Source organism: Chryseobacterium caseinilyticum (genome assembly GCF_014837145.1).
Lineage (GTDB): Bacteria > Bacteroidota > Bacteroidia > Flavobacteriales > Weeksellaceae > Chryseobacterium > Chryseobacterium caseinilyticum.
On the sequence record NZ_JACYFS010000001.1, the window covers coordinates 96525 to 121980 of the forward strand.

The window sequence follows — 25456 nt, forward strand, 5'->3', positions numbered from 1 at the left end:
TAAAATTGACTTTGGAAACGGAGGCGTTAAAAAATTTAAAAAAATTCCGTTAAGAAATTTCCACTGTTTGAGTGGCGGCAAAAATGTCGTTTAAAAAGATTAGTCTTCTTTCCGCCCGAGTTTTGGAAATTTTAGGAATTTATTTGAAATTTTAGCCGAGTTTGACTTCGTCGAATCAAGGATTTCCAAGTCTTGAACTTTTGGTTCTTTTGCTTCAAGGCAAAAGAACAGATAATTATCAGTTATTTTAGAGGATGATAATATTTCTTTAAGCAGTCTTGTTCTTGGTCTAATCTTTTAATAACCTTCCCCAACTTTCACTCTTATTTCGTACTTTTAAATTTTTAAAACAAAAACTTCATGTTATACACACCGATCAACTTCAGAAATGTAGAACTTAAAAACCGCTGGGTAATGTCGCCAATGTGCATGTACAGCAGCGATAACGGACTTGCCAATGACTTTCATTTTGTGCATTACGTAAGCCGTGCTCAGGGCGGAACAGGTTTAATCTTCGTGGAAGCTACTGCTGTAGAACCAAAAGGACGAATCACCAATCACTGCATGGGAATCTGGAATGATGAACAGGCAAATTCGTTGAAAAGAATCGTTGATTTCGTACATCAGAATACAGAATCCAAAATTGGAATTCAACTGGCACATGCGGGCAGAAAAGGTTCTACATGGGAAAACAAGCAGATTTCTCTTGAAGAAGGCTGGGAAACTCTGGCTCCAAGCCCGATCCCGTATCATCCAACAGAGAGAATTCCACATGTTTTAAGTGTAGAAGAAATAAAAGAGCAGGTTCAGAATTTTAAAGCTGCAGCCAAAAAAGCTGTAGATGCAGGCTTCGATGTCATAGAAATTCATGCTGCTCACGGTTACCTCGTTCATCAGTTCCTGTCGCCGCTATCCAATACCAGAACAGATGAATATGGCGGGAGTTTTGAAAACAGAAGCCGTTTCCTGATTGAAATTGTTGACGCAGTAAATGAAGAACTCAATGAAAATGTAGCACTGTTTGTAAGAATTTCCGGTACAGAATATGCAGAAAGTGGTTGGGATATCAGCGACAGTGTGGCACTTGCAAAAGTTCTGAAAGATCACAGTGTTGATTTAGTTGATGTCTCCAGCGGTGGAAATATCCATGGGGCAAAAATAGAGGTGAAGCCAATGTATCAGGTTCATCTGGCAGGTCAGGTGAAAAAAGAAGCTGATGTAAAAACAGGAACCGTTGGATTAATTACCAGCGCCGAACAGGCAGAATACATCATGCAGCAGAATGATGCAGACCTTATATTTGTGGCGAGAGAGATTCTCAGAAATCCTTTTTTAGCGGTACAAAGCTCGTTTTCAGCTCACAAAGACTGCTTCTTTCCACACCAGTACCTCCGCGCAAAACTGTAATTAAAAAGAATTGCTTCCATCCTTAACCTCAACCTTAACCTCCAAAAATGAAAATAGAAGACTACATGCTCAGCTGCCCAAGCAAGAAATTTCTCGGAATAGAATGTTTCGGATGTGGCACACAGAGGGCGGTTGTGCTGGTTTTTCAGGGGAAGTTTGTGGAAGCATTTCACATGTTTCCCGCGGTGTACACGGTTTTGCTCTTTTTCATCACGGTAATTCTCACATTTGTAGACCGGAAAAGAAACTATGGAAATATCTTAGTTATTTTAGGAATACTTAATGCACTAATCATGGTAATTTCTTATTTTTATAAACGAATTTAAACTATCACAAATAAATTATGGAACAACAAAAATTACCAAACGCTACCACGGTACTTGTTTTAGGCATTGTATCTATCGTAGGAACCTGCTGCTGTTCAGGTCTTGTAGGCATTATCTGTGGATTAATCGGGATGAATTTATACAACAAAGACAAAGTGTTGTATGATCAAAATCCTGCTGTCTACACAGATTTTCAAAATCTTAATACCGGTAGGATTTTATCCATTATCGGCTTAGTTTTAGGAGCTATTCAGGTTCTTTATTTTGTATATATTCTTGCTACAGTTGGCTGGGATGGATACATGGAGCAGATGCGTGGAATCACCAACATGGGAAGAGGCTGAAATTAAATTAACAACTTTACCGAAAGGCCGCGTCATTGCGGTCTTTCTTTTGATATAACAGCAAAGATTTAATATCATCAAAACTTCTGCATATCTGAAACTACAGTTGCAGATACAGCTCAATAAAAAAAATAAACATTAATAAATTATGAATCAACAAAGTTTACCCAATGCTACGGCAGTGCTGGTATTAGGAATTTTATCGCTGGTAGCATGCTTTTGCTACGGAATCCCAGGGATCATCTGTGGCGTAATCGCACTGGTTTTGTACAGCAAGGATAAAAAACTGTACATGGCAAATCCGCAACTGTACAATAACTACAGCAACCTGAATACAGGAAGAATTTTAGCAATTATAGGAGTTGTTTTAGGCGTGCTTTTCCTGGCATTTATGATTTGGTACATTTCGCTGATCGGTTTTGAAGCACTTTCAGATCCGGAATTGATGAAAGAGAGAATGGAAGAATTACAAAACAGATAAAAACCTTTTTACAATTAAAAAGACCGCTCATTCCGAGCGGTCTTGCTTTTTCAGTCAGGCTGTAGCAATACAGTCTTTATCGAATTTTTTATCCTTATCCTGGTATTTTGCTTCCCATTCCTCAAGCTGAAACATAATGGGCAGCAGAGCCAGACCTTTTTCAGTAAGTGAATATTCCACCCTTGGAGGGATCTCTTTAAATTCCTCACGAATCACCAGACCATCGGTTTCCATTTCTCTCAGCTGGTCGGTAAGTACTTTTCTGGAAATCACATTGATTCTTGCCGCCAGTTCACCAAAACGAAGTTTACGGTCTTTAATAACGAGCACAATAATGGGTTTCCACTTGCTTCCCAATGCCGCCATCGCCTTCCCAAGCGGACAGCTGTAAGCCATCAGTTCATTTTTTTTCATAATAATTCGATTTAAGTTTAGTTTTTTAGTTGTTGTATTAGTAGAGCATTTCACTTAATAGTTACAATTTTTCTCAATTAAAAGTATGATAATGAAAAGCTTAAATATGAACTTACAATGTAGAGCTTTTTTATTCATTAATCATTATTTCATACCGATAATTGAGGGTTACCTCAAAGTTACTATCAAATGTTACTGCAAAGTTACCACTATTTTATACTAAAAGATACAAATATGAACTATTATTAGTTACTTTGTGTAACAATTAGATTACAGTAACGAAAATGAGCATACAATCATTATTTAAACCATTTACATACAGAAATTTAGAACTGAAAAACAGAATAGTAATGGCTCCCATGACCAGAGCGCAGTCAGACAAAGGAGTTCCTACACAACAGATCGCTGACTATTATGCGAGAAGGGCAGGAGCTGAGGTAGGACTGATTCTTTCTGAAGGAACAGTAATCGACAGACCGGCTTCAAAAAATATTCAGAACATCCCGGATTTTTACGGAACTGACGCGTTGAACGGCTGGAAAAATGTCATTGATGCCGTACACGAGAATGGTGGAAAAATGGGACCACAAATCTGGCACGTGGGAGATACCAGAAGTTCTGAAGATTATCCTTTAGTAGAAATGGAAAAAGCTTCCACAATGACTTTGGAAGACATTAAAGATACCATCACCAAGTTTGCAGAATCTGCGAAGGCTGCGAAGGATTTGGGCTTTGATGTTTTGGAAATACATGGAGCGCATGGCTACCTGATTGACCAGTTTTTCTGGGAAGGAACCAATACAAGAACTGATGAATACGGCGGAAAAACAATTTCGGAGAGAAGCCGTTTTGCGGTAGATGTTGTAAAAGCGATCAGGGCAGCAGTGGGTGAAGATTTTACCATTATTTTAAGACTTTCTCAGTGGAAGCAGCAGGATTACACAGCAAGAATTGCCAATACGCCTGAAGAGATGGAAGAATGGCTTTTGCCATTACGCGATGCGGGAGTTGATATTTTCCACTGTTCGCAAAGACGTTTTTGGGAAGAGGAATTTGAAGGTTCTGATCTGAATTTTGCAGGCTGGGCAAAGAAAATTACAGGTCAGCCCACGATTACTGTAGGTTCTGTAGGTCTTGACGGTGATTTTATGAAAGCTTTCGCTGGAGAAGGAACTGAAAAGAAAACCGATTTTACTGAACTGACCCGCAGACTGGAAAGGGGCGATTTCGACTTGGTAGCAGTTGGAAGAGCAATACTTCAGGATCCGGAATGGGTTTTAAAAATTAAAGACAATAAAACAGATGAGCTGGAAAATTTCTCGGCAGAAAGTCTTGCTGTTTTATATTAAACAACAGTAAATATTGATTTGTTAGATCAAAAGAACATATAATTTACCTATTTATTTTTTTCTAAACAACGCGGTTTTCATTATCTGAAAGCTGCGTTGTTCTTTTATTAGAGATGATTAAATAATAAAAGTCAGGAATTATAAGTCTTCTTGATATCAGTAAAAACGGACTTTAGCCAGTTTTATACAAAGACAGACAAACTTTTAAAACCAAGTCATTAATAATTACGGACGTTCATTTAAAATTTAATGGATTCCATAATTTGGAACAAAAAATTAAATACGATACGCCTGCTATTATTTAAATCATTCAATAATCACAATTGTCTACATTTGCAGTCATTAATTTTCAAAAAAAATGACAGTTCACGATTTAGTTGGAAGCTACACGATTCAAGGTAGTAATCAGGTAATGGAAGATGATTTTACTTACCAGGGAATTTTAACTTTAAACCTTGACGAGAATAACCGCATCATCGCAGAATGGATGATCGGCGAACATGTTCAGACCGGGAAAGGTTTTTTTAAAAACAATATTCTTGTTATCAATTTCCAGTATGAATCTGAAGAAAATGAGATTTTTAAAGGAGTTGCTGTCTACCGGTGCATGAATGAGAATATTCTGGATGGATTTTGGTCTGAAAAGCACGGCGATCCACGCTATTTAGGAAGTGAATATTGTGTTAGAATCAGCAATTCTAAATATTTAAACTAATCTAAAACATCCATTGAAACTTAATTTCGACTAAAAAAACATTGGCTTTCGATATTCCGAAAGCCAATGTTCTTAGTAAAAAATAATCTGTATCGTTTATCTGTGTCTTACGCCACGCTGATGGTAGTCAACCTGTGGATTGGGAGCATCATGATTTTTAAAATCTGATTTAATTTTTGCCGGATCAAAATGTCCGTGGGTATCTTCTATACTTTGCGCAGGCGTTTGATATTTGATCTCCTTACCGTTTTTAAAATACTGGTTGTCAACAGTACGGTAGATCTGATTTTCAGAGTAAGTGTTTCCGTCCGGTGCTGTAAAAGTTTTCGGAGCCTGTGGCTTCTTTTTCCGGAATCCAAGTACCGTAATTCCACCTACCACTACCGCTGCTGCGATGCCTAGTGCGAATTTCGCTGGTGTTTTCATATTGATTTGATTTTGGGGATAAACACACAAATTGCTTGCCAAGAAAAATTGAAGACAGACTTGACCTAGAACCAATCATTTTTAAGATAGTATTCGACAATGTTCATCAACACATTTTGGAACTCAAAGATTACCCTCAATTCTTTTTAAAATCATCCAAATAGCTGACAGAATTTTAATGTCATATAACTCAAAATTTTAATGTCATCTAAATTAAAAGCATTACCTCCCGATAATTTTCAAATTCAACCCTCACAACGCCAACATCATTGCGAGCGAAGAACCCCGCACCCCGCATCCCGCACCACTCATCCCGCACCCCGCACCTTCCAACACACATACCACATTTACAAATTCATTCCACCCTCGGCAAGATACTTGCATTGAAAAATAAACCAAATCAAATTATTATGAATGCACCTTGCGAACCGGCGACTCTCACTGAGAACTGCACTTCGCAGACTTTCCTGAAAGATGTTATTGAAGGCTTGTCTGCTCATCCCAAAAAACTCTCTTCCAAATATTTTTACGACAAAAACGGTGACCGCCTCTTTCAGCAGATTATGGCTATGCCTGAATATTACCTTACCCAGTGTGAACTGGATATTTTTAAGAATAAAACAGAGAAACTGGTTTCTGCCATTGGTTTTTCCACACCTTTTGATCTGATCGAACTGGGAGCCGGGGATGCAATGAAATCATCATACCTCTTGGAGCATTTGTGTACTCTCGACTGCGATTTCAGCTATATGCCGATTGATATTTCAGGAAATATACTTTCGGTTCTGAAGGAAAATCTGTCTGAAAAAATTCCTTCGCTGAATATTATTCCTCTGGAAGGCGATTATTTTGATATGCTTGATAGAGCGACACGCCTTTCAGACAGAAGAAAAGTCGTTCTTTTTCTCGGTGGAAATATCGGAAATATGCCACCTGAAGAAGCTTTACAGTTTTGCATGGAATTGAGAAAAAGACTCACTCCGGGTGATCTTTTAATTACTGGATTTGATCTTAAGAAAAATCCACACACGGTACTGGCAGCTTATAACGACGAAACCGGAATCACCGCTTCATTCAATTTAAATTTACTTGAAAGAATGAACCGTGAACTGGATGCGGATTTTGATTTGGATAAATTTAAACATTATCAGACCTATGACCCTGTATCAGGAGCCTGCAGAAGTTTTCTGGTCAGTCTTGAGGCACAGAAAATCCATATCGGTAATCACATGATCAGTTTTAAAGAAAACGAACTCATCGATATGGAGATTTCACAGAAATTTTCTCCTGAAGATATTCAGAATCTGGCTAAAGAATCGTGGTTCAGAATTGTAAATGAAATTAAAGATTCTAAAGAATGGTTTGTAGATTCAATCTGGACTGTATAATTTAAAACTAAACGCAATGGAAACGAAAACCGCACCTGAAAACAGAATATTCAACCTTACAGCTTCGGAGCGATTTACTCAAATCAGAAACCGGTCTGTGGAGATCTGCAGACCTTTGGAAACTGAAGATTACGTGGTGCAGCCCGTGGTAGATGTAAGTCCGCCGAAATGGCATTTAGGTCACACCACATGGTTTTTTGAAACCTTTCTGTTGCAGCCCCATTTTCCGGATTATAAAGTTTTTGATGAACAGTACAATTTTGTATTCAACAGCTATTATGAAACAATAGGAGCAAGGGTAATCCGCACCGACAGAGGAAATTTAAGCCGACCATCGGTAGCCGATGTGTTCAGATACCGTGAATATGTAGACCGTCACATGAACGACTTTCTCGACAGCAGCTTTTTTACACCTGAACTGGCTGATTTGGTCGAGTTAGGTTTAAACCACGAAGAGCAGCATCAGGAATTACTGGTAACCGATATCAAATATATTTTAGGACACAATCCGCTTTTCCCTGCCTACACAACCGATCAGGTTTCAGAAAAACGGACTGAAGCGCCCTCAGAAATGATTTCTTTCCCTGAAGGAGTATATGAAATTGGCTATGAAGGCGAAGGTTTCTGCTTCGATAACGAACTGGGCAGACATAAAGTGTATCTGAACGATTTTAAAATTTCCACCGAACCTGTTACCAACCGGGAATATCTCGAATTTATGAACGCTGGCGGTTATGAAGATTTCAGACACTGGCACGCAGAAGGCTGGGATTGGGTAAAAATGACAAACGCTCAGTCACCGCTGTACTGGCACAAAGTAGATGGAGTCTGGATGAATTATACCTTCAACGGTTTACAGGAAATTGACCTGTCTGATCCGGTTTGTCACATCAGTTTCTTTGAAGCTTCAGCATTTGCCTCATGGAAGGGAATGAGACTTCCCACCGAAGCAGAGTGGGAGGTAGCTTCTGACCATTTCGACTGGGGAAGACGTTGGGAATGGACTAATTCTGCTTATCTTCCATACCCGGGATTCAAGAAGGAAGCCGGAGCAGTAGGAGAGTATAATGGTAAATTTATGATTAATCAGATGGTTCTCCGCGGAGCTTCCGAAGCCACCCCGCCCGACCACAGCCGCAAAACCTACCGTAATTTTTTCCCTACCAACCTGAAATGGCAGTTCACCGGAATCAGACTGGCAAAATAATGAACACTCAAAATTCCTACAATATCCTCAACCCCAAATCCATCCACCATCACAGGCAATGCCAATCAACCGCATCTCGTACCCTCAAACTAACCAACATAATATTTTGGCTGCTACAACGGCACCCCGCATCCCGCATCCCGCATCCCGTACCCTAAAACTCTCAAACCCTCAAACCCAACATCGCACCCGCATCCCGCATCTCGTACCCTAAAACCCTCAAACTCTCAAACCCAGTATCGCATCCCGCATCCGCACCCTCAAACTCCTACAATTCCACCCGCATCGTAAAGCAGGTAAAATCATCATCCGAACGTACAGAAAGTACACCGCTGTGTGCTTTGGCTATTTCTGACGAGATGTAAAGTCCCAGTCCCAAACCGTTTTGATTGGAGTCTGTGCCCTCACGGTGGAAAGGATTAAAAAGATTGCCTATCGCTTCTTCATTGATTTTCCGTCCCTGATTGGTGACAGAAATCTCCCAGAATTTTTCTGCAGTCTCAGCGTTGATGAGTACCGGAGTATCAGATGAACCATGAGTTATTGCATTAGCGAGAAGATTGGAAACCAGTTGTGAAATCCGGCCGGGATCACATTCTATGGTTGTACTGATTTTAAAATCAGATTCAATAATTCTGTCCGGTACAGAAACTTTCAGTTCGCTGCTCACTTCATTCAGCAGCTGTTCAAGATCCACGGTGGTTGGGGTAACTGTAATTCCGCCACCCAGCCTGCCACGGGCAAGATCCATAATATTGTTGATCATTTCATACATTCTTCTTGAACTGGAATGTACGATGTTCATCAGCTTTCTGTCACGCTCACTCAGTTCAGATCTTGTAAGAAGCTGTGCAGCACTCATAATTCCACCGAGGGGATTCCGGAGATCATGACCCAGCACAGCAATAAACTGCTCCCGGATAACTGCCTGCTGCTGCTCTGTATCTAAGTTCTTTTCCGCAAGCTTTTTAGCCATCTGAAGATTTTCCTCATACAGACGTCTGTCCGTTGCCTGAAAAAGTGTGAACCGGAAAAAGAGGGGTTTATTATTTTCGTCTTTTCTCTCGTAGCCGTTGATGTAAACGGGAATTCTGCCATTGCCGGTATCTGTGAGTTCTACAGAAACTTCGTCAAAATGTCCCTGTATACGCAGTAAAGGCCAGAGGTGGGTTTCAAAATAGATTCTGCCGCCAACTGCAAGAAGTTCAGAAAAACGTTTTCCCGACAATTGTTCGGGCGTGCTGTTGAGCCATTTGGCTGCACGGGAGTTGATTCTGGTGATTTTCCCATGGGCGTCTGCGATGACAAATCCGCACAGTGAAGATTCAAAAAAGTCTTCAAAATCCTCAGAAAAATTACTTGATGGAATATCAGTCATTTAAAAAATCTCTTATCGCTTTGGTTGTTTCTTCGGGAGCACTGAGGTTGGGGCAATGCCCTATCGCATCCATCACTACCAGAGTACTTCCAATCATTTTTTTATGCATATATTGGCCAACCTCTACCGGTGCGATAACATCGTTGCTGCATTGAAGTATGAGAACAGGAATCTCTGAATCACCGAGCAGATCGCGTTTATCCGTTAAAAATGTTGTGCGGGCAAAGTGTTTTGCTATTTCAGGATCTGTTTTGCAGAAACTGTTGGTCAGTTCCTGTGCGAGTTCTCCTCTCTCAGGATTTCCCATAATCACGGGAGCTATTGTTGCTGACCATCCCAGGTGATTGTCATTCATGGAACCGAGAAGCTCATCAATTTCCGGTCTGCTGAAGCCGCCTACATAATCTTCATCGTTGATGTAGGAAGGAGAGGGGGAAACCATGACCAGTTTTGTAAAAACACCTGGAGCCATTTTTGTGGCTATAAGACCCATAATGGCACTAACGGAATGTCCTACAAATACGGCATCCGAGATTTTAAGCTCCTGTGCAATTTCTACAATATCCTCAGCATAGCCTTCAAGGTGGCTGTATTTTGAAAAAGAATACGAAGAAAGATCTGAGTTTCCTGCACCTACGTGATCAAAAAGCACAGTGGTATATTTTTCCTCAAAAGCAGGTGAAACATAACGCCACATATTCTGGTCACAGCCGAAACCGTGAGCAAAGAAAATTACATTCTCTCCGCTTCCTTTTATTGTGACATTATTTCTTTTGAGAACGCTCATAGAGTATAGTTTCTGCAAATCTACTCAATTAAATCTGAAATATTTATTAATTCTCAGATTCATAAAGATTTAGACGACCACACCCCAGCATCCCATTTTCCCCACCATCCAAACAAAAGATCAATCTACTTGGACACTTATAACAATTTGAAAATTGTCATCCGCACCAAACACCAAACACTAACACCCCGCATCCCGCATCCTAAAACCCTCACACCCTAAAACCCTCAAACTCTCAAACAGAATAACTCACTACATATCACCCATTACCCATTACTCATTACTCATTACTCATTAATCATTACTCATCACTCACCCCGCACCCTACAACTCTCAAACTCTCAAACCCAAACCCTCATACCCACCCGCATCCCCCGTCACTTAAACCTGTGATTGGCATCACTGCTGATAAATATACTGTTTTTCTCCTCTGATATAATATCAATAAACCTTTCGTAATGCTTCAGAACGTCGGAGATCAGTTCGTTTTTTGTAAACAGTTTTACATCATAGCCTTCCCTGTTGTCTCCAAAATAAGACTTCGGAAAATAAACACGGTTTTCTTCAGAATCAGGAAGATTTTCTTCGTTTAAAAGAAATTCAGATATAATTTTCGACTCACTTTTAACACCATAGATGAAATTGTTGATGAGGTCATATTTGATTTCGATTTCAAGTTTTTTAGGCTGTTCTTCGGAATTTATTCTCGCTTCAATTCCGTTGGCTGAAAATTCTGTCAACAGATCTTCAAAAGCTTCTCTTGCTGTGGTTTCGATATAAAGGTCTGCAGAAGCAGAATCATTGAATGACACAATCTGTTTCAGACGTTCTTTCCAGTGTTCACCTGACCATGGAACGGTGGTGCTTGAAAAATTTCTTTCGTAATAATTTTTATCAATCATCAGCGCTTTGATGAGACTTACGATAAAGAGAAGCATAATTACAGAAAAGGGAAGGGCAGTGATGAGAGTCATGCTCTGTAAAGCGGCAAGTCCGCCGGCATTTAAAAGCATGAGTGCGAGAACAGAAAGAAGAATTCCCCATCCTGCAGTCTGCCATTTCGGTGATATTCTTGCGTTTTTGGTAGCGATATTATTCATCACAAATATGCCGCTGTCGGCAGAAGTAACAAAGAAAATCAGAATAATGAGGATTACAAATATGCTCATCACATCTGTAAAAGGCAGGTATTCGAGGAATTTAAACATCAGTCCGTCAGAATCACTGGCCATTTGGCTTAGCTGTCCTTCTGCGGCGTTCATGTCCAGCCAGATGGCACTGTTTCCGAAGACAGACATCCAGATAAAATTAAATAAAGTAGGAATAATCAGTACTGCGGATACAAATTCCCTGATCGTACGGCCTTTGGAAATCCTGGCGATAAACAGACCAACGTATGGCGACCATGAAATCCACCATGCCCAGTACAGAATCGTCCAGTCATAAAACCAGGTCTGGGTATTTTCTTCATAGACGTGGGTATTAAAAGTGAGTGAGAAAAAACTGTTGAGGTAGGTGCCTATGCCTTCTGTAAAACTTCCGATCAGATAGACAGTAGGTCCGGTAATTAACACAAAAAGGAGGAGGATTACCACCGCAATAATGTTGATTTTGCTCAGGAGTTTTACCCCTTTATCCAATCCGCTCACAGCAGAAAGAACAGAGAGTGTGACAAGCACTGCAACAATAACGGCCTGATAAATAAAACCCGTTTCCGGCAGAATACCCATTTTCACCAGTCCTGAATTAATCTGAACCACACCAAATCCGAGCGTGGTAGTAATTCCGAAAAAAGTACTGCACAACGCAAAAATGTCAATTACATTTCCCCATTTTCCTTTAATTTTATCTTTAAGTAACGGATAAAAACAGCTGCGGAGCGACAGAGGCAACCGGTAGCGGTAAGAGAAATAGGCCAGCGCAAGACCTACGACCCCATAAATTGCCCAGGCATGAACGCCCCAGTGAAAAAAGGTGTAGAGCTGTGCATTCTGAGCCCGCTCTATGGGAGGTCTACCTGCGAAAATACCGTTAGAATAATGCTGCATAGGTTCAGCAACGCTGAAATACATCAGTCCAATTCCCATTCCGGCTGCAAAAAGCATAGACAGCCATGAGAAAAATGAATAATCCGGCTTGCTGTCATTTCTGCCAAGACGGATATTTCCGTATTTCCCAGTCATAATGTAAACCAGAAAAATCACGAAAATGGTAACTGCCCAGACATAAATCCAGTTCAGATTTACAAAAATAAATCCTTTCACTACGGTAAGAAGTGCCTCCGTCAGGCGTGGATATATTGCGGAAATAAGGCAGATTCCCACGATAAAGATAAGACTCGGAATGGTAATTCCCTGCTTAAGGGTAGTTCTCAGTTTCATGCTTTTTGGTGTGTTTATGAAATATAAATGTAAGCTAAAAATAGATTCGTGAGTAAAAAAAAAGATGGCTCAGTCCGCCGGAGTGTACATTTGCAAATATTGGACAAAAATATTTTTACGGTAACTTCGCTTTGATATAGAACTGAACAGAGATACAGACTTAATAATTACAGACTGTTTTTTACTGGATGAGGTACAAGATTCTGTAATTGTAATACTAAAAAATGATATTGATCTGAAGATTTAAAATTTAAATATATGCTGTACAATCCCGAAGCCATCACAAAGTATAAAACTAAAACTGACTTTCCGAGTCTAACTAAAAATTATGCAGCAACAGCCATATGTGATTCTAATGTACACATTATATATTCTTATTAAAGCATTTAAATTCTTTCAGAATGACAAAGAAACGGTAAGTAAATTATTGATTTAAATACATGTCCTTTTTTTATTTAAACCAGCAGTCATTTTGTCGTTCCGGAGGAATATCAAAACAGTGAAGATACAGCAGTTCAGATTCATTCAGAATGACCAATATATTAATGAAAATTACTTTATGGCTATAGCCGAATGACAAATTTATGATCATGACAACAGTCCATTTAAATACTCTTTCAGCTTATTTTTAGTCAGTAACAGCAGAATTTAATATGCTGTGAATAATTTTTAGAAAAGCATACCACATTTGTGCAAATTGCCCATTACGGGCACAGTTCTTGATACTTTCACCGCAAACCACTCACAATGTATACTTACGATCAATTTCTTGAACTCGACAGCGAGTCTCAGCTGGCATTTGTGCAGAAAGAAGGCACCATTATTCTTGAACAGAAATGCTCTTACTTCCATTCCATCCTTTACGGACTGGGAAGCTTTGATGTAGAACTTGTCGATGATCTGGCAACCGGAAAGGTGAAGATTAAGCGCACTTATTGCAGTCCGATTCATTACAGTAACCGTCCCGCATTTTACAAATAGACACCAACCCAATATTTTATATGAAAAACAGGCTGCCTGCAAAGGTTGCCTGTTTTGTTTTATACATCACTGCGCAGCATCACGGGTATTGTGCTGGCGTAGGAAACACTCAGCTGCCAAGTAGCGCCACTTCGAGTAGGTTTTTGCAAAAAAAACGTATCGAGAAGTTGTTGTTTTACAAAAGTTTCGTTCGTTCACTGGTTCTCGATACATTTTTCTCCGTTTCACTCCGAAAAACACTTGAACTGACGGATGATTTCGAAGTCGTGAAAAACAGCGTCACTTCGAGTAGGTTTTTGCAAAAAAACCGTATCGAGAAGTTATTGTTTGACAAAAGTTTCGTTTGTCCACTGGTTCTCGATACATTTTTCTACGCTTTGCTACGAAAAACACCCGAACTGACGTAGGAAATACTCAGTCGCCAAGTAGCGTCACTTCGAGTATGTTTTGACAAAAACCATATCTGGAAGTTGTTGTTTTACAAAAGTACCGTTTATTCACTGGTTCTCGATACATTTTTCTCCGCTTTGCTACGAAAAACACTCGAACTGACGTAGGACACACTCAGTCGCCAAATAGCGTCACTTCGAGTAGGTTTTTGCAAAAAAACCGTATCGAGAAGTTGTTGTTTAACAAAGTTTCGTTCGTTCACTGGTTCTCGATACATCCCGATTGCCATCGGGACACTTGAACTGATGTAGGAAACATTCAGTCGCCAAATAGCGTCACTTCGAGCAGGTTTTTGCAAAAAAACCGTATCGAGAAGTTGTTGTTTAAAAAAACAGTCGTTCGTTCACTGGTTCTCGATACATTTTTCTACGCTTTGCTACGAAAAACACTCGAACTGACGGACGATTCCGAAGTCGTGAAAACAGCGTCCTTCGAGTAGGTTTTGACAAAAACCGTATCGAGAAGTTGTTGTTCTACAAAACTGTAGTCTATCCATCGGCAGATAAAATAGTAGAGTAGTAGGAGTAATTGCTGTAGCAGTCAAAAGAAAGGCTCGACAAGCTGCAACACGTTTTCGAAAAAGGTAAAAAACGCACTCACCGCTGATCCGTCAGATGTTCCTTCAAAAGAAAAATAAGAGCCAACTGTACTGCAACTACCAGTACCAGCTTCAGGATAAATGTTTTTTTGGCGTATTTATGTCTGAAAAAAGTCATCCCTATAAGGGCACCAAAAGTACCGCCCAAAAACGTGAGCATCAGCAAAACACTTTCAGCAAGTCTCGGTTTGCCTTTTCTTGCCAGCCTCTTATCCCAGCCAAATGCAACAAAGGTGAGGAGTGTCATGATGAGGAGGAAGTATTTTAAAGCCATGGGATGCTGTTGAGGTTGCAAGATAGGTAATTGAAAGTATTGAAACATTCATAAATGCAAATTTGTTTGACACAAAAAAACCTGAGTTTTTGCTCAGGTTCCTTTGCGTTAATCATTTTTTTATAATTGTCGGTATTCAGGCATTATGCAAAATCAACAGCCATTTTGTCATTCTGAAAGAATCTAAACAGCTTTATTATCAGTGTGTTGAGATTGGTGCGGAAATCTGAGATTCAGCTTAGTCAATGACAAAAAAATTCTTAAAGATTAAATTATTATTCATTAGGGATACTCATCATTTTTTTCTGTTCGGGTTCAGTTGGGCTCCGCGGCTACCCTGATTCTCTGCTTACTGCCTGTTGACACCGTTACTGCCTTTATTGGAATTTGAATGTTCGCATTATTGTTCTGCGGAGTAATTTTGTTTTTCATTATTTTTAGTGATTATATGGTTAATAATAGTATCAGTGATTTCTTCTGCTGTTTGTTTTCCGTCAATTGAAACAATCAGATCATAATGATTCTCAGCAGTATAATCTAAGCGATATGATGTTTGAAATTGGCTTTTAAAACTTTCATTTCGCTGTCCTACAGTTTTGTAACTTTCATTAATCCGATTGGCAGTCTTTAGCCTGTTAACAGCATCTTGTTCAGATATTTTCAGAAATACATGATGGGCATCTGTCACAAATTTAAAACCCATTCTGTAATCTATAACTAAACTATCTTTGGCATTACAGAAATTTGCGAAATATCGGTCAATTTCTAAATCCATTTCAGGATTCTGCTGACATTTTTCCTGAAATTCCAAAATGTGCAGTCCTTCCTTTTCAGCTCTTTCCCTTACAATAGTTCCGAGAGAAATAAAATCATAATTAAGTTTTTTCGCCAATAACTTTCCTACGGTGGTTTTTCCCGAAGCTACTTCTCCGGACAAAGTAATTTTTGTTTTCATATAAAATTTTAAATATTTTTATTCCAGTTATAAAGACCGCCTCGCTGTATAAAATTTTGATAGCTGTAATTGACCTGCTTATAAGCATTTTCAATACCTGAATCCAGTATCGGATTACTATATTCCTGCCTTCCGTTTTTATTGGTATAAAATCTTCCTGCTGGATCTACCATCACGTAACTGTCCTTCATTTCAGCATTGTTTTCACTAACCAATACTCCGCTTATTTTCAATTGTTTGTGACGATCTAAGTAATCAGTAAAAATCCGGTCGCTAATTTCGAATTCCCCGATATGCAGATCATTTTCGCCTTTGATCGGTAGAACCTGAAAAACCTTCCAACGTTCAGGTTGAGCATAATTTATAAATTCCAGCATAGATTCATCGTAATTGATCTGATGAACAACCGTATTAATTTTTAGCTTGTAACCATATTTTTTCACACCGTCAATGATCTGCTGATAGCAATTTTTACTGAGTACTTTTTTTCCTGTGAGTGATCTTCCGGAACTCATATTGCTGTCATCAACAACACTGTCGATACTTAAAATAATCCAATCAAGTATTCCCTGATGATTTTGTAGAAATTCATCATTGATTTTTGTTCCGTTTGTTACAATCATTGTTGTCATTCCTTTTACTTTTGCTTCCTTAATAAGATCAGAAATCCACGGGCAGAGTGTAGGCTCACCTCCAGCAAAAGTGATTTTTTTAAATCCAAATTCTGCAAGCTTCTGTACGAGCTCTAGTGATTTTTCTTTTGGCAGATGGCCTTTCGGAACAATTTTTTTAGCATCGTAAAAAGGAGCAAAACAGAATTTACATCTCATATTACAAGGTTCCCATAGATGGTAATTAACTGAAGGTATAATTCCTTCAAAAGGTGTTTTCATAGTTTGTTTAACAGATTTTTTGTTACCCCAAACAATCATCAAATCAAAATCCGAAAAACAAAAAAATACGCTTCCGGAAACAACAGCGGAAGCGTAATAATAAAAGCGTTTTTTTGAGGAATCAGAGCGGTTAACCAAACATCTTTCTGATGACAGGTTGGTAATTTTCTGACACTTTCAGGTGCTGACATTTTGTCTTCTCAACATCATCAAAAATGCTGATCTCTATACATTCAGTCTTGGAATGATACTTCTTGATGTATCTTCTGTTGACTCTGAAAGACTTGTGAATGGTTACAAACTGGGATTTTAACAGCCCCTTGTCTTCCATCTTTGAGAATGAAAAATCGATTAGATTCGCAGGCTTTCTGTTAATAAAATGAATCTGCTTATTGTTCGATTCCGAACCTGCCATTTTATCAGCACACAGGTAGACAATATCTTCAATGCGAATTTTATTATTTTTCGTTTTGTTGAAATCTAAAAGCACATATTGCGGGGGAGAAAAGTAGCTTACCTCCTGCAGAAATCTTCTGAAGCTTTTTACAAACTGTTCTTCGCTGAATGGTTTGGTAATATGGTCAACGCAGATTTCGGCATCACGCTTCAGATCTTCAATATCCTCCACATATTCAGAAGTATTGACGCTCGCAAAAAATACTGGAATTTTAATTTCCTGAGCAGCTTCCATCCCTGTCATGCTGTCATTTCCCAAATCTAAATCGGCGACCAGAATATCAGGCTGTATAGTCTTTAGCTGTTCAAAAAAATCATTTGAACTTCTGCTTTTGAGAACAATTTCGACAGTAGTAATTTTGCTAAGGTAGGACTCAAGCTTTTCCAGCTGTCTGGGGTTGTCTTCTAAAAGGGCGACGCGGTAAGTGTGGGTCATAATTATTTTAAAATTGGTAAATCAATTCCTATTTTGTAGACTTGGTGATAAGCATTTATTTTATTTTGATCATCAAGTAATTTATCGATTTCTAATTTACTATCACTTATAATTTCAGCAGATTTTGGATAAATAATTAAACAGGGAATTTCCTCACCACTATTTTCTAATCCAACTTCATCTCTTACTTTATTCAATCTTGCATATCCAGCAACCTGCCTGATATCTTCATGAATCTGACTGTAATTATATTTAAGTTTATATTTTGTATCAACAACAATTTTCTCCTTATCTGTACAAATCAAAAAGTCAAGAGAATTTCCATGCGTAGAAAACTGATAATTAAAGTTTTTATGATTTAAGGTAGGATTATCTTCTAGCAATTTTGCATAGACATAGAGCTCAAACATTTTTGGCATATCAATCCAGAAAGGTGGTGTTGCGATCTTTTCGTCTGTTGTTGTTTTAGTAATGTTGTATGAAAATCTTTTTAAAATCTGTTGCCCGATTTTTATTGCCTCTTTGTACTCTTTGAAAAACGGATTATATTTTAAATGTTTAATATCATGAATATCAACGTTGCTACTAATGTGCTCAAAAGATGGGCGAATATAATTCACCATCCATGAAATATCATTTTTACTTTTAAAATAATACGTATTGTTCTCTACGTATTGCGTGCAGAATAAAAACACTTTTTTTAAAAATCTATTCTCTATAGAATCTTCTCCGAAAACCTGATATTCGCAAACGGTATTGGTGAAGCGGTTTTTGAAAACATTCTGCTTAATCTGCTTTCCAACTAAGATTTTACCTTTTATTCTATTGCATAGATTTTCCTGAACTTTGTAATATGATTTTTTCAGGCCTTTTCTTGCAATGTCCTGAAGAAGTTTTAAAAACTTAACCACTAAAAATGGCGTAAGCAAATCCTGTTTTTGCTCGATTTCAATTTCAGGAGCTTCCCAATCTATTAGTAATAACGAATCTGTTTCTTTTGCTACTTCGCTGTATGACATAACTTCCATCAACATTGCAATAATATTGACTTCTTTAAAAGAGTCTTGTGATTCTTCTAATTCTTTTCTAGCTTCATTATCGAAATTTGCAATTTCGTCATCTGAAAAATCTTCTTTTTCTACCTCACTAGCTTCCTTAAAAATCTCTGCAACTCTGAAATTGAGCTTTGGCTCTATGTGAATATATCTATCCGTGGTCAACCAATCTAAGCCTACAAAATAATTGGTATTCAAAAGTAGTTTATCATCTACAACTTTTGTTGTAAAGCAATGGTAATCTTTACCCCTTTCTGTTTTAAAATTTCGATGATTAATTTCATTTAATGATTTACGCAGGAGAAAGTCTTTCCTTTTTTTATCTTCGATTAAGTCAAAGCCATCTTCTAATGTAAGTTCGTAAGTAAAATGTTCTTTAAGAAAAATACCCATCACAAAGATTTAATATAGTCTTCTACTTCCAATTCTCCTATTTTTCCGATAAGAACACCATCCTTTACATATTCTAATAAAATTGGCTTGATTTCATATTCAACTCGCACTGTAAAATCTTCCGGTTCATGTTTGCCATCTTCTAATTTTTTCTGTATAAAATAAGAATGTCCTATCCACACATCTTCTGGTCTGAATTCTTCGGAAAGTGTTTTTGCTTTTTTCAGCGGTGTTTTTTCATCAGCAATATATTCGTCATAATTTGTTATAAATAGTTCACTGACAGTTTTAAACCAGTCTCTTTGAAAAATAATCTTGTCGTCTTTTAACTCTTTTGGTAAAACATCAACAAATGCAAACCTTCTTCTTATCGCATAATCAATATGTCCCACACTTCTGTCTGCAGTATTCATTGTACCGATGATATATAGATTGGATGGAAGAATTAATTTTGTACTTTCACCATCATCATCTTTTATTGCATATGGTGAGTTCACAATTTCATCCCGATATTCTAATGAATAAATTAGCTCGCCTAAAACTGATGAAAGATTTGCCCTATTAATTTCGTCAATAATAAGAACATAATCAGCAAAAGGATTTTCCACTGCTTCATTAGACAATCTGCCTAATATTTTATTTACATTTTTATATTCTAGGCCTTTTCCATTTGATTCCGCTACAATTCCTCGTACAAAATCCTCGTAAGTATAACTTGGGTGAAACTGAATAACCGTTGGCTTCCTGCTGGTAATGTTTTCTGTTGATTTATCATATAAATTCCCATCATTATTTAAATCAAATCTTGAATAAAGAAACTTCATAAAATCAAGATTGGTAATTTCTGAAGGATATTTCATTTTATACTCATTAAATATCTTTTGAATATTTTGATTTAATTCTACAGTTCCTACCTTTTTGAATTCTTTACCAAAAAGTTTCATGAGATTAACTAATGAATCTCTACCATTAATTGGAAAATATTTTTCAGGATAATAGGAGTTTAATATTTTGATAATGAAACTATAGCCAAAATACTTTTCAGCTTCTATAATATTTTCATGTTGTACAAGTTGTTGTAAAGCATTAGTCATTTGCGGAAAAACGTCAGAAATGCTTCCTTCAAATTTTGAAAGTACGTAGTCGTCTTGAGATTTACCATAATATACAACGTAATTTCCAGAGTTGCCGGGTGAGAATTTTCCAAACTTACTTAACCCCACTTCAATCCACCAACAGAAATTTGTATTATTTCCTTTACCAATACAATAGTCATCCAGATCCATGCTTGACAGCTGTTGTTTAGGGAATGCAGTTTCAAATTCTTCAAGTCTTTGTTTAAATTTCAAATTATAATCTGCATCTGTAACTGCGCTTTTAAAAAAAGATTCCACTAATTGCTTTGGGGTTAAATCATTAGGGTTTTCATTCAAGATTCCATCAGCAATCTCTTTTGCTAATCTTGTTTTTCCTGTTCCGGGAGGACCTTGCAGAATGATTTGTTTCTTGTATTGAAGAAGATTTTTCAATTTTAGCATTTTTCCAGCTTTAGTATCGTTAAAAAGTATTCGATATAAATCGTTCGTTTTTGATATTTGTTCAATTTTTTTAAATCCAAATTCTGGTGTAATTCCCTTTACGGTTCCCATCTGTCCAGAACCTGGCAAGGTTTCCCACTGTACCCCATATGACACAACACCTCTTTTAGTATTATTTTGATCAAAAAAGTACCATTGATCAACTGGTGAGGTCAAAGACCATCCATTATCATCTTTGATAATTTTTTTTCCTAAAGACTGTCCATAAGCAATATAGTTAGAATTATATTTTAGTATTAATATATCATTTGGTTTTACCAAATCATATAACCCTTTTTGAGTTGTATCTTCATGCATATAAAATGCTGAATTAGAGATGATACGTTCTAAATTCTCTTCTACATAGTTTTCTCCTGGTTGTCCTACGCTACAAATAAAATATTTCCTCATATTGATTTTATGGCTATTTGTTTTTAAGCTATTTTAAAATTTCAATTTTATTTCCAAAATGCGACTCAAGCATTCTTTCCAATAATTGGAACGCTCTAGAATCTGCAAAATCACTTGTTCCGCCTGAATGAAAAATAAATTCTAAGATTCCCTTAGGATCATCAACATTATATTGAAAATAAAAATGATTTGCATACTGGTCTCCTTTGTGAGAGATAGCATCACATGAATCATCAAGGTCCCAAGACCGAATCTCATTGTTTATAATTTTATCATTAATTTCTTTTTGCAAGCTTTTAGGACTTTTCGTTGAAAGTTTTAAAATTTTCATAATAATACAGTTAAAAAATTTTGTGACAATTATACATATTCCAATTCAAAAAAAATTACGTGAATCCGGAAAGAGGCTTTTTCTTTTGAAATACTTTACGATGCTACCCCATCAATAAACACATCCACAAAATCCTGCACTTTCTGAATAATTCTTCTTCCGATATTATTTCTTTCAGTCAACTTTGGTTTTATCTCAAGCAACTTCAGGGTCTCACTAATTTTCGGTGTTTTAGAAGTAAAAAGAAAATCATCAATCGCATCTCGGAATCTATCCTTATTTAAAGATTCTTCGGTTGCAATTTTTTCAAAAGCAGAGTTTTTCTCTTTATTCCAGTATTTCTCAAACTCTTCGTTGACGTTATCTCCATCAGAAATATGAGGTAGATTTTCATCAATGAATTTCTCAATTAATTCTTTCTTACTCCTCAATTGGACATCTCCGGAAAGAATATCTCTGATCTCTTTCTTTTTCTGTTCGAGCTTGTCGCCTTTCAGATTAGAATTGGTAAGATTGGCTAATAAAGTAAGAATATAACTGACATTAATTTCATCACGGTGTATAAGTTCTAATTCAAAATCTACATCATTCAGTATACTCTCTTTTCCTTGCTTCTTTTCTGGAATTAATTCAGTCCAAATATCCAAATACTTGCTTTTGTAGCCGTCAAATTCAAATTCGGTCATTTCCAGTTTATCAAAATCGAAATCTGCAAATGATTTTAAAACATTCAAAACACGCATCACTTCACGGAATGCAGTGATGAATTCAAACTTTTCCTGTTCGGTTTGATAACTGTTGATAATGTCAATTTCAGGAGCAACAATCTTTAATGTATTTAAAGCAGAGTTGAAAAGCTCAATATAATCTTCAATCGGATGAATGATAATTTCCTGAATCGCTTCTTTGTTGGAAAATAAAGTCACGGCATCATCAGTTGCTGATTTCAGATTACGGAAACAAACAATATTCCCTTGTGATTTTTTCTCTCCTAACAACCTGTTCGTACGGGAAAACGCCTGAATCAATCCGTGATACTTTAGGTTTTTATCAACAAACAATGTGTTTAGCTGTGGACTGTCGAATCCTGTCAGAAACATATTAACGACAATAATTAAATCAACCTCTTTACTGCGGACTCTTTTGGCAACGTCATTATAATAATTGTAAAAAGTCTGAGAATCTTTTGTTGAAAAGTTCGTTCCAAACATTTCATTGTAATGACCAATATATCTTTCTAATACATTTCTGCTATGAGAATCTCCATATTGCGCCTGTGGCTCTGCAACCATTCCAAATTCGGTTTCTTCATAGATTCCATTGGCATCCTTAGATTCTATATTAGATCCATAGCTGAAAATAGTAGCAATCTTTAATTGATGTTTGCCTTCCTCTTTTTTCTTTTGGAAAAGATCATAATATTTCTGTAATACATCAATACTACTAACGCAGAACATGGCATTAAAAGAACTGTTATGAGTTTTTCTGCCATATTCTGCAATGAGATAATCTGCAATTTTTTCAAGTCGCTTAGGACTTTCAAAAAGTTCCTGCGTATTGATTGACTCAACTTCAGTATCAATATAGGTATTACTGCCTTCTTTCTCTTTGTATCGTCCCACGTATTCCACAGAAAATTTCAAAACATTATCATCCCGGATAGCATCTGTAATTACATACTTGTGCAGGCAGTCTTCAAAAAGCCTATTAGTCGTTGCCGGAGCACCGTCAATCTTTCCAATTGAATTGACTTCAGAAATCGGAGTTCCAGTAAAGCCAATCATTTGGGCGTTCTTAAAATATTGTTTGATATTCTGATGCGTATCTCCAAATTGACTTCTGTGACATTCATCGAAAATGAAAACCACCTTCTTGTCTTTCAGTCTTTCAATTTTATTGCCGTGTTTTTCCTTGGTAATAGCAGTATTTAATTTCTGTAAAGTGGTTACTATAAGTTTTGTATTATTGTAAAGTTGCTTTACCAGATGTGCTGTATTTTCAGTAGCATCAACACTTCCTTTTTCGAAAGCATCAAATTCCTTTTGAGTTTGATAATCCAAATCTTTCCTGTCAACCACAAAGACGACTTTCTCAACTTTAGGAATTTCTTTTAAAATCTGACTGGCTTTAAAAGAAGTTAGTGTTTTTCCAGAACCTGTTGTATGCCATATAAACCCGTTCTTATCAGTATTTCTAACACGGTCAACAATTTTCTCAACAGCATAATATTGATAAGGTCGAAGAACCATGAGTATTTTGTTTGTTTCATTCAAAACAATATACTTGGTAATCATTTTGGCGATGTGACAAGGTTCTAAAAATGCAGGAGCAAAATGGTCGAGTTGAGTGATATTATTGTTATGCTCATCCGACCAAAAGAAAGTCTGCTTAAATGTCTGCTTTGCATTGTTGGAATAATATTTTGTATTTACACCATTACTGATAATAAAAAGCTGTACATAATTAAACAAGCCGCTTCCTGCATTAAAAGACTGATGGTGATAACGGTTTATCTGATTGAAAGCCTCTTTCATTTCCAAACCTCGGCGTTTCAGCTCAATTTGCACCAATGGTAAACCATTGATCAGAATGGTTACATCATATCTGTTTTTGTAATTCCCTTCCTGAGCAATTTGGTTTGTTACCTGAAACTGATTCTGGCACCAATGGTCTTTGCTGATAAATTCAATCCATTCTGAAGTACCGTCATCCTTGAAAAAATGAAAACGGTCACGTAGTGTTTTAGCTTTTTCAAAAACATTTCCTTTGGAAAGATGATTGAGGATTTTTTCAAACTCAGTATCTGAGAATGTTTTTTTATTATGAATTTCGAGCTGAGTCTTTAGATTTTTAATAAGATCTGCTTCGTTGCATATCGCCACTTTTTCATGACCCAATTGCAATAACTGTTCTACTAATTTCTGCTCTAAAATATATTCCGGCTGACTTGACATTCAATGTTAGTTTTCGTTAAAAACTTTGTCAGAAACATAAGTTCTGACAAAGTTATTTGTAGTTTTCCCAAATGTAAGAAATAATCAAGAATTACTAAACTATTTAAGTGCTTTAAACATTTGGTCAATCGCTTTTTTCTTCTGTTCCAGATTGGGATGTACATAGAGATTCAAAGTTGTACTGATATTGGAATGACCGAGCAAAACACTTACGGTTTTATAGTCGCAGTTGCTTTCTATACATCGTGTTGCAAAACTATGTCTCAAACCGTGAAATTTGATATCGGGAATTTCCAAAAAGCGCATCAAATTTTTATAATAACTGCGGTAAGTTCTCGGTTCTGTAGGTTTGGAATCGTTGGTCAAAACATAGAAAGCAGGATTTACAATTTTCTTAAAAGGTTTCAGCATTCTCAGCAAGTCTCTGCTTAGCGGAATTTCACGGATAGAATTTTTGGTTTTTGGCGTGTCAATCAACAGTTCCGTTCTGCGTTCTCCATCTTCAATCACATAAATTCTCTGAATTGTTTTTCGGATATTGATAACACCATTATCTGTATCTAAATCTTCCCAAGTCAACGCACAAATTTCTCCGATACGCATTCCAGATGATAGACAAATATAAACGCCCAGATTTCTAAAGGTAAAATGCTCCTGAATATAGCCCATCACCTTTTTCTGATGTGTTCTGCTCAACACTTCAATCGTGTGCGTTTCTCGTACTGTAGGATATTGCACCTCAAAATTGATAAACTCAATCCACTTATTTTTTGCCCCAAACTTCAAGACCATCTTCAAAACAATGAGAATATCTTTAATACTTTTCTGACTTAATCCCTGCTCCAGCTTTTGAAACACAAACTTTTGTACATCTTCGTCCTCAATCTCAGAATAGTCTTTAAATACAGGCAACAAATGATTTTCCAGCAACAACACATAAGCCGAAAAGGTTGATTTTTTCACATACAGCTTTTTGTCATTCTTCCAAAGTTCAGCGATTTCGGCCAATGTCTTCTTTCTTGTCATAATTTTTTTGATTTTATATTAAAATCCTAAAGTTAGAGCCTTTGCAATAAAATCATCAAGACT

General features: G+C 37.1%; 24 protein-coding genes. 10 read left to right on the forward strand and 14 right to left on the reverse strand.

Annotated features, from left to right (window positions below; translation table 11 throughout):
* The first annotated feature begins 360 nt into the window (after positions 1-360).
* The 4 genes from IC610_RS00440 to IC610_RS00455 all read left to right on the forward strand — a co-directional run bounded on the left by IC610_RS00440 (position 361) and on the right by IC610_RS00455 (position 2558).
* Positions 361-1407 (forward strand): NADH:flavin oxidoreductase/NADH oxidase, encoded by a 1047-nt coding sequence (locus IC610_RS00440; RefSeq protein ID WP_191734719.1) that lies wholly within the window; start codon positions 361-363, stop codon positions 1405-1407.
* A gap of 47 nt (positions 1408-1454) precedes the next feature.
* Complete coding sequence (locus tag IC610_RS00445) at positions 1455-1733, forward strand: DUF2752 domain-containing protein (protein ID WP_191734720.1); 279 nt, start codon at positions 1455-1457, stop codon at positions 1731-1733.
* A 17-nt stretch (positions 1734-1750) separates the two neighbouring features.
* Positions 1751-2077 carry a CCC motif membrane protein gene (locus IC610_RS00450; protein WP_056078133.1) on the forward strand — a complete coding sequence of 109 codons (327 nt, stop codon included), beginning with the start codon at positions 1751-1753 and terminating at the stop codon, positions 2075-2077.
* A gap of 148 nt (positions 2078-2225) precedes the next feature.
* The gene (locus IC610_RS00455; protein WP_191734721.1) at positions 2226-2558 is read left to right on the forward strand and encodes a CCC motif membrane protein; all 333 of its coding nucleotides are present in this window, start codon (positions 2226-2228) and stop codon (positions 2556-2558) included.
* A 54-nt stretch (positions 2559-2612) separates the two neighbouring features.
* Here IC610_RS00455 and IC610_RS00460 read toward each other — a convergent pair whose 3' ends face one another.
* The gene (locus tag IC610_RS00460) at positions 2613-2972 is read right to left on the reverse strand and encodes a winged helix-turn-helix transcriptional regulator (RefSeq protein WP_056078138.1); all 360 of its coding nucleotides are present in this window, start codon (positions 2970-2972) and stop codon (positions 2613-2615) included.
* A gap of 284 nt (positions 2973-3256) precedes the next feature.
* On the opposite strand from IC610_RS00460, the gene IC610_RS00465 reads away from it, so the two are divergent.
* Positions 3257-4321 carry an NADH:flavin oxidoreductase gene (locus tag IC610_RS00465; RefSeq protein WP_191734722.1) on the forward strand — a complete coding sequence of 355 codons (1065 nt, stop codon included), beginning with the start codon at positions 3257-3259 and terminating at the stop codon, positions 4319-4321.
* A gap of 358 nt (positions 4322-4679) precedes the next feature.
* Positions 4680-5036, forward strand: coding sequence for a hypothetical protein (locus IC610_RS00470; protein WP_191734723.1), 357 nt, complete (start codon positions 4680-4682; stop codon positions 5034-5036).
* A 96-nt stretch (positions 5037-5132) separates the two neighbouring features.
* Here the strand turns inward: IC610_RS00470 and IC610_RS00475 are convergent, their stop codons facing one another.
* Complete coding sequence (locus IC610_RS00475) at positions 5133-5462, reverse strand: hypothetical protein (protein WP_056078149.1); 330 nt, start codon at positions 5460-5462, stop codon at positions 5133-5135.
* Positions 5463-5872: 410 nt separating this feature from the next.
* Here IC610_RS00475 and egtD point away from each other — a divergent pair, with 410 nt between their 5' ends.
* Complete coding sequence (gene egtD / locus IC610_RS00480; RefSeq protein WP_191734724.1) at positions 5873-6850, forward strand: L-histidine N(alpha)-methyltransferase; 978 nt, start codon at positions 5873-5875, stop codon at positions 6848-6850.
* 16 nt (positions 6851-6866) lie between these two features.
* The gene (gene egtB, locus IC610_RS00485; protein WP_191734725.1) at positions 6867-8057 is read left to right on the forward strand and encodes an ergothioneine biosynthesis protein EgtB; all 1191 of its coding nucleotides are present in this window, start codon (positions 6867-6869) and stop codon (positions 8055-8057) included.
* Positions 8058-8325: 268 nt separating this feature from the next.
* Here the strand turns inward: egtB and IC610_RS00490 are convergent, their stop codons facing one another.
* The 3 genes from IC610_RS00490 to IC610_RS00500 all read right to left on the reverse strand — a co-directional run bounded on the left by IC610_RS00490 (position 8326) and on the right by IC610_RS00500 (position 12603).
* Positions 8326-9435 (reverse strand): PAS domain-containing sensor histidine kinase, encoded by a 1110-nt coding sequence (locus IC610_RS00490; RefSeq protein WP_191734726.1) that lies wholly within the window; start codon positions 9433-9435, stop codon positions 8326-8328.
* Positions 9428-10222: an alpha/beta fold hydrolase gene (locus IC610_RS00495; RefSeq protein WP_191734727.1), complete on the reverse strand. Its 795-nt coding sequence runs from the start codon at positions 10220-10222 to the stop codon at positions 9428-9430. The genes IC610_RS00490 and IC610_RS00495 overlap by 8 nt, the downstream gene beginning before the upstream one ends.
* A gap of 377 nt (positions 10223-10599) precedes the next feature.
* Positions 10600-12603 (reverse strand): BCCT family transporter, encoded by a 2004-nt coding sequence (locus IC610_RS00500; protein ID WP_191734728.1) that lies wholly within the window; start codon positions 12601-12603, stop codon positions 10600-10602.
* Positions 12604-13350: 747 nt separating this feature from the next.
* Here IC610_RS00500 and IC610_RS00505 point away from each other — a divergent pair.
* On the forward strand, positions 13351-13584 hold the full coding sequence (locus IC610_RS00505) for a hypothetical protein (protein ID WP_191734729.1): 234 nt from the start codon (positions 13351-13353) through the stop codon (positions 13582-13584).
* A 20-nt stretch (positions 13585-13604) separates the two neighbouring features.
* Positions 13605-13991: a hypothetical protein gene (locus IC610_RS00510; protein WP_191734730.1), complete on the forward strand. Its 387-nt coding sequence runs from the start codon at positions 13605-13607 to the stop codon at positions 13989-13991.
* 639 nt (positions 13992-14630) lie between these two features.
* Here the strand turns inward: IC610_RS00510 and IC610_RS00515 are convergent.
* From IC610_RS00515 to IC610_RS00555, 9 genes are all read right to left on the reverse strand, one after another.
* A complete protein-coding gene (locus IC610_RS00515) occupies positions 14631-14906 on the reverse strand; it encodes a DUF1294 domain-containing protein (protein ID WP_191734731.1) in 276 nt (91 codons plus the stop codon).
* Positions 14907-15306: 400 nt separating this feature from the next.
* Positions 15307-15861, reverse strand: coding sequence for a cytidylate kinase family protein (locus tag IC610_RS00520; RefSeq protein WP_191734732.1), 555 nt, complete (start codon positions 15859-15861; stop codon positions 15307-15309).
* A gap of 8 nt (positions 15862-15869) precedes the next feature.
* Complete coding sequence (locus IC610_RS00525; protein WP_191734733.1) at positions 15870-16754, reverse strand: viperin family antiviral radical SAM protein; 885 nt, start codon at positions 16752-16754, stop codon at positions 15870-15872.
* 130 nt (positions 16755-16884) lie between these two features.
* The gene (locus IC610_RS00530) at positions 16885-17646 is read right to left on the reverse strand and encodes a LytR/AlgR family response regulator transcription factor (RefSeq protein WP_191734734.1); all 762 of its coding nucleotides are present in this window, start codon (positions 17644-17646) and stop codon (positions 16885-16887) included.
* Between the two features lie 2 nt (positions 17647-17648).
* Positions 17649-19094, reverse strand: coding sequence for a 5-methylcytosine restriction system specificity protein McrC (locus tag IC610_RS00535; protein WP_191734735.1), 1446 nt, complete (start codon positions 19092-19094; stop codon positions 17649-17651).
* Complete coding sequence (locus IC610_RS00540; protein ID WP_228462830.1) at positions 19094-21082, reverse strand: AAA family ATPase; 1989 nt, start codon at positions 21080-21082, stop codon at positions 19094-19096. The genes IC610_RS00535 and IC610_RS00540 overlap by 1 nt, the downstream gene beginning before the upstream one ends.
* Before the next feature lie 28 nt (positions 21083-21110).
* Complete coding sequence (locus IC610_RS00545) at positions 21111-21413, reverse strand: hypothetical protein (RefSeq protein ID WP_191734736.1); 303 nt, start codon at positions 21411-21413, stop codon at positions 21111-21113.
* A 95-nt stretch (positions 21414-21508) separates the two neighbouring features.
* A complete protein-coding gene (locus IC610_RS00550) occupies positions 21509-24367 on the reverse strand; it encodes a type I restriction endonuclease subunit R (RefSeq protein ID WP_191734737.1) in 2859 nt (952 codons plus the stop codon).
* 99 nt (positions 24368-24466) lie between these two features.
* A complete protein-coding gene (locus IC610_RS00555; RefSeq protein WP_191734738.1) occupies positions 24467-25393 on the reverse strand; it encodes a tyrosine-type recombinase/integrase in 927 nt (308 codons plus the stop codon).
* Between the last annotated feature and the right edge of the window lie 63 nt (positions 25394-25456).

Excerpts from the sequence above, each read along its gene's own strand:
- IC610_RS00520 (WP_191734732.1), bottom strand. The coding sequence starts at position 15,861 with ATGAAAACAAAAATTACTTTGTCCGGAGAAGTAGCTTCGGGAAAAACC.
- IC610_RS00550 (WP_191734737.1), bottom strand. The coding sequence starts at position 24,367 with ATGTCAAGTCAGCCGGAATATATTTTAGAGCAGAAATTAGTAGAACAG.
- IC610_RS00475 (WP_056078149.1), bottom strand. The coding sequence starts at position 5,462 with ATGAAAACACCAGCGAAATTCGCACTAGGCATCGCAGCAGCGGTAGTG.
- IC610_RS00530 (WP_191734734.1), bottom strand. The coding sequence starts at position 17,646 with ATGACCCACACTTACCGCGTCGCCCTTTTAGAAGACAACCCCAGACAG.
- IC610_RS00540 (WP_228462830.1), bottom strand. The coding sequence starts at position 21,082 with ATGAGGAAATATTTTATTTGTAGCGTAGGACAACCAGGAGAAAACTAT.
- IC610_RS00445 (WP_191734720.1), top strand. The coding sequence starts at position 1,455 with ATGAAAATAGAAGACTACATGCTCAGCTGCCCAAGCAAGAAATTTCTC.
- IC610_RS00510 (WP_191734730.1), top strand. The coding sequence starts at position 13,605 with ATGAAAAACAGGCTGCCTGCAAAGGTTGCCTGTTTTGTTTTATACATC.
- IC610_RS00495 (WP_191734727.1), bottom strand. The coding sequence starts at position 10,222 with ATGAGCGTTCTCAAAAGAAATAATGTCACAATAAAAGGAAGCGGAGAG.
- IC610_RS00440 (WP_191734719.1), top strand. The coding sequence starts at position 361 with ATGTTATACACACCGATCAACTTCAGAAATGTAGAACTTAAAAACCGC.
- IC610_RS00450 (WP_056078133.1), top strand. The coding sequence starts at position 1,751 with ATGGAACAACAAAAATTACCAAACGCTACCACGGTACTTGTTTTAGGC.
- IC610_RS00460 (WP_056078138.1), bottom strand. The coding sequence starts at position 2,972 with ATGAAAAAAAATGAACTGATGGCTTACAGCTGTCCGCTTGGGAAGGCG.
- egtD (WP_191734724.1), top strand. The coding sequence starts at position 5,873 with ATGAATGCACCTTGCGAACCGGCGACTCTCACTGAGAACTGCACTTCG.
- IC610_RS00545 (WP_191734736.1), bottom strand. The coding sequence starts at position 21,413 with ATGAAAATTTTAAAACTTTCAACGAAAAGTCCTAAAAGCTTGCAAAAA.
- IC610_RS00535 (WP_191734735.1), bottom strand. The coding sequence starts at position 19,094 with ATGGGTATTTTTCTTAAAGAACATTTTACTTACGAACTTACATTAGAA.
- IC610_RS00500 (WP_191734728.1), bottom strand. The coding sequence starts at position 12,603 with ATGAAACTGAGAACTACCCTTAAGCAGGGAATTACCATTCCGAGTCTT.
- IC610_RS00525 (WP_191734733.1), bottom strand. The coding sequence starts at position 16,754 with ATGAAAACACCTTTTGAAGGAATTATACCTTCAGTTAATTACCATCTA.
- egtB (WP_191734725.1), top strand. The coding sequence starts at position 6,867 with ATGGAAACGAAAACCGCACCTGAAAACAGAATATTCAACCTTACAGCT.
- IC610_RS00470 (WP_191734723.1), top strand. The coding sequence starts at position 4,680 with ATGACAGTTCACGATTTAGTTGGAAGCTACACGATTCAAGGTAGTAAT.
- IC610_RS00465 (WP_191734722.1), top strand. The coding sequence starts at position 3,257 with ATGAGCATACAATCATTATTTAAACCATTTACATACAGAAATTTAGAA.
- IC610_RS00455 (WP_191734721.1), top strand. The coding sequence starts at position 2,226 with ATGAATCAACAAAGTTTACCCAATGCTACGGCAGTGCTGGTATTAGGA.
- IC610_RS00515 (WP_191734731.1), bottom strand. The coding sequence starts at position 14,906 with ATGGCTTTAAAATACTTCCTCCTCATCATGACACTCCTCACCTTTGTT.
- IC610_RS00505 (WP_191734729.1), top strand. The coding sequence starts at position 13,351 with ATGTATACTTACGATCAATTTCTTGAACTCGACAGCGAGTCTCAGCTG.
- IC610_RS00490 (WP_191734726.1), bottom strand. The coding sequence starts at position 9,435 with ATGACTGATATTCCATCAAGTAATTTTTCTGAGGATTTTGAAGACTTT.
- IC610_RS00555 (WP_191734738.1), bottom strand. The coding sequence starts at position 25,393 with ATGACAAGAAAGAAGACATTGGCCGAAATCGCTGAACTTTGGAAGAAT.